This is a genomic window from Pseudoalteromonas sp. SR45-5 (assembly GCF_014163565.1).
In the GTDB taxonomy this organism is placed as follows: Bacteria; Pseudomonadota; Gammaproteobacteria; order Enterobacterales; family Alteromonadaceae; genus Pseudoalteromonas; species Pseudoalteromonas distincta.
The window spans coordinates 1-2,999 of sequence record NZ_JACJDN010000503.1; the positions used below are offsets into that span (position 1 = coordinate 1).

Sequence of the window (2,999 nt, forward strand, 5' to 3'; positions counted from 1 at the left end):
AGCTCATATTACCTGTGCCTATAAATGCGATTTTTTTATCTGACATAAATCTGTTATCACCTTTTAAGTTCGTGTTCCAAAAATGTCTGTGCCGATCCTTACCATGGTTGAGCCTGCGCTAATGGCAGCTTCAACATCGTTACTCATACCCATCGACAAAGTATCTACTTGAGGATATTGGGTCTTTAGTTTATCAAAGCAAGTTTGTAATTGCTCAAAAGATTGAATTTGCGTATCCAGTTTGTCGCTTTTAGCGGGAATTGCCATTAAACCTCGAAGTGTTAAGTGCTCACATTGGTTAATAAAATTGGCAAGTTCATCTATTTCATCACGGCGGCAACCTGACTTTGCTTCCTCATTACTTATATTTACTTGAATAAGTATATTAAGAGGTGGTTTATCGTCTGGGCGCTGGGAATCTAATCGCTTTGCTATTTTTATGCGATCAACACTTTGCACCCAATCAAAGTTAGCAGCTACTAATGCACTTTTATTTGATTGAATAGGGCCAATGAAATGCCAAATGATGTCGCTATATGACTGTAGTTGAGCTATTTTATCTATAGCCTCTTGAACATAAGATTCACCAAATTCGCGCTGACCATGCTCATAAGCTGCAATAATATCTTCGCTTGGTTTAGTTTTAGACACTGCTAGTAGAGTAACTTCGTTAGTGTTTCGCTGTGTGTTTTTTGCCGCGTCTGCAATTCTAGCGTAGGCGGATGTGAGTCGTTCTGCTATTGTAACCATATATTTATCAGTTAGTTGTGGAGTCATAAATGGATATTACCGAATTATTAGCGTTTAGTGTGCAACACAAAGCATCCGATTTACATTTATCGTCGGGTGTTTCACCTATGATACGCGTAGACGGTGATGTTCGCCGCATTAATATACCAGCCCTTGCAGACAAAGACGTAAACAGTCTGGTTTACGATATTATGAACGATAATCAACGCAAGGACTACGAACAAAACCTCGAAGTGGATTTTTCGTTTGAAGTGCCTAATTTAGCACGTTTTCGTGTGAATGCGTTTAACTCTAATCGCGGGCCTGCTGCGGTATTTCGTACCATACCAAGTGAAGTGTTAACGCTTGATGATTTAGGTGCGCCAGATATTTTTAAAACAATCTCTGATACCCCACGTGGACTCGTGTTAGTAACAGGGCCAACGGGTTCAGGTAAATCAACAACACTTGCCGCTATGGTCGATTATATAAATCAAAATAAACATCACCATATTCTAACAATAGAAGATCCAATCGAGTTTGTTCACGATAATAAATTAAGTTTAATTAACCAACGTGAAGTTCACCGCGATACACATAGCTTTTCAAACGCGCTACGTAGTGCATTGCGTGAAGACCCTGATGTAATACTTGTGGGTGAGTTACGTGATTTAGAAACAATTCGTCTTGCAATGACTGCTGCTGAAACGGGTCACTTAGTGTTTGGCACGCTACATACAACATCTGCACCAAAAACTATTGACCGTATTATTGATGTATTCCCAGGTGAAGAAAAAGCTATGGTACGCTCAATGTTATCTGAATCTTTACGTGCGGTAATTTCACAAACACTGCTTAAAAAAATTGGTGGTGGGCGAGTTGCAGCACACGAAATTATGATTGCAGTTCCTGCTATTCGTAACTTAATTCGTGAAGATAAAATTGCACAAATGTATTCGTCTATTCAAACCGGTGCGTCTGTGGGCATGCAAACAATGGATCAGTGTTTAACTAATTTAGTTAATCACGGTATTGTTACAAATACGGCAGCGAAAGAAAAAGCGCAAGACAAAACACAATTTGGTGGGTAAGAAATTATTATGGCTTTATCTTTAAACGACTTTTTACTCATAATGATTGAGAAAAAGGGTTCTGACCTATTTGTATCGAGTCAATTACCCGTGAGTGCAAAAATAAACGGTGAACTAACAGCTCTCAGTGACGATAGACTGACTGATGAGCAATCACTTGAGTTAGTAGAATCTGCAATGAGCGAAAAGCAAAAAGCAGAATTTCATACAACGAAAGAATGTAACTTTGCGATTGCTACCGACGAAGGGCGTTTTCGTATTTCTGCTTTTTGGCAGCGCGATAGAGCGGGTATGGTTATTCGCCGTATTGTGACGCAAATTCCTGATGTAAGTGATTTAGGTCTGCCATCTACGCTGACAGATGTAATTATGTCTAAACGCGGTCTTGTCTTGTTTGTAGGTGGTACAGGTACGGGTAAGTCGACCTCACTAGCTGCACTTATTGGTTATCGAAACCGTAACCAACGAGGTCATATACTGACCATTGAAGATCCGATTGAGTTTGTTCATGAGCATCGTAAAAGTATTATTACTCAGCGCGAAGTAGGGCTTGATACAGAAAGCTTTGAGTCGGCACTTAAAAGCTCATTACGCCAAGCTCCAGATGTTATTTTGATTGGTGAAATTCGCTCGCAAGAAACCATGGAATACGCCCTAAGCTTTGCTGAAACCGGTCACCTGTGTGTTGCAACACTACATGCTAATAATGCGAACCAAGCGATTGACCGTATTATGCATTTAGTACCAAAAGAAAAACACGATAAGCTTAAGTACGACTTAGCACTTAACTTACGTGCCATTGTTGCTCAGCAATTAGTGCCGACTGCTGATGGTGAAAGCCGTGTTGCAGCTATTGAAATATTGCTTAACTCACCAATGGTCGCTGAACTGATTAAAAATGGTGATATTGGCGGAATTAAAGAGGCAATGGCTAAGTCGAAAGAAATGGGCATGCAAACCTTTGACCAAGCGTTATTTGAGTTGTACAGACAGCAGCGAATTAACTACGCTGATGCACTGCACCATGCTGACTCGCCAAATGATTTACGCTTAATGATAAAACTGCGCAATAACGAACAACAAGGTGCGGGCTTTTTACAGGGCGTTACTATTGATGGCCTTGATGATAAAAATAGCGATCAATAATTTAAAAGTAATTAATAAAAAAGCGCCAATTGG

The 2,999-nt window shown here is 40.0% G+C and carries 3 protein-coding genes; 2 read left to right on the forward strand and 1 reads right to left on the reverse strand.

Annotation, left to right across the window (positions count from 1 at the left end; all coding sequences use genetic code 11):
- Positions 1–63: 63 nt before the first annotated feature.
- Positions 64–777 (reverse strand): YggS family pyridoxal phosphate-dependent enzyme, encoded by a 714-nt coding sequence (locus H5072_RS15715; protein ID WP_182196817.1) that lies wholly within the window; start codon positions 775–777, stop codon positions 64–66.
- A 2-nt stretch (positions 778–779) separates the two neighbouring features.
- Between H5072_RS15715 and H5072_RS15720 the strand changes: the two genes are divergently transcribed.
- Complete coding sequence (locus H5072_RS15720; protein ID WP_024596218.1) at positions 780–1,820, forward strand: type IV pilus twitching motility protein PilT; 1,041 nt, start codon at positions 780–782, stop codon at positions 1,818–1,820.
- A 9-nt stretch (positions 1,821–1,829) separates the two neighbouring features.
- On the forward strand, positions 1,830–2,966 hold the full coding sequence (locus tag H5072_RS15725) for a PilT/PilU family type 4a pilus ATPase (RefSeq protein WP_024596219.1): 1,137 nt from the start codon (positions 1,830–1,832) through the stop codon (positions 2,964–2,966).
- The last annotated feature ends 33 nt before the right edge of the window (positions 2,967–2,999 follow it).